Below are 1,094 nucleotides of genomic sequence, written 5' to 3' on the forward strand. Positions count from 1 at the left end.
ATTGGCGTTTACTTTAATTTAATTAATTTAAGCGCTTATTATAAAAAAATATATTATCGGAGGTATCGTTATGAGAAAGAGATACTTTTTTATTACTTTAATCGTGATTATTATTGCGAGCATTTTAGTTTGGGCTTGTAAACATCCTTTAGGCGAAGGAGTATCGGGAGTTGGTAATTCATCCGATGTAAATGGCGAAACTGGAGGAGGTGGCATCTCTTCTGGGGGAGATAATACATCCGAAGAAAAAATTGACCCAGCTGTAGTTGGCATAGGATTAGTTGGTAGCGGAGAAGGTAAAACCTTAAACGGCATAACATTGCCTGCAAATTCTCTTTCTGCGGAAGAACAAAGTCAAAATTATGACCCTTCAGATAATTATGCAGTCTTATTTGAAAACGGTAAAATACCCGCTTTAACCGTTACAACAAAAGGAGTTATACTTGCCGCAGCCGAAGATAGTAGCGGAAAGGTTGTCGTTAGAAGAAGTTCGGATATGGGAAGAACTTGGTATGACGCTAACGATAGCGGATACGGTCATCCGTTTTTTATAAATTGTCATAACGGCGATGTTTTATTAGGAGCTGTCGGTAGCGATAATAAAACTATTATTTATAGAAGTTCGGATGATGGCAAAAATTGGATACAAAAAGAAAGTATTGATAAACCTACCGATGCCAAAAATTCATTTGTAACTTACGGACAGGGTATAACTTTAAGGCATGGGGCTAATGCCAATTCTCAAAAATTAATATTCCCAATGTATTATACAAATGCTTCAAACAATAAGCCGTATACAGCTATTATGTTTTCAGAAAATGACGGCAATACTTTTAGTTCGGTCTGTAATGGTTTTGAAATCTCATCTAAAAAATTACAAGGTAATCTTGGAGATTTTAGCACATTTGAAACTAAACTCATAGAACTTTCTGACGGAAGTATACTATATAATACGGCATACTACGATAAAGGTTACTCATTATGGGCAAAATCTACCGATTGTGGTAAAAATTGGACATTTGGCGTTATAGGCAGCGACAAAGAAGACCCAGGCGCCAAGCATATAGATTTTAGTAGATATGAATATAATGGAA

General features: G+C 35.8%; 1 protein-coding gene. It reads left to right on the top strand.

Annotated features, from left to right (window positions below):
- Positions 1 to 70 precede the first annotated feature (70 nt).
- Positions 71 to 1,094: sialidase family protein (locus EZH24_RS12375; protein ID WP_137999360.1), on the top strand; the 1,024-nt coding region annotated here is incomplete at its 3' end.

This window comes from Brachyspira catarrhinii, from assembly GCF_005518285.1.
In the GTDB taxonomy this organism is placed as follows: Bacteria; Spirochaetota; Brachyspiria; order Brachyspirales; family Brachyspiraceae; genus Brachyspira; species Brachyspira catarrhinii.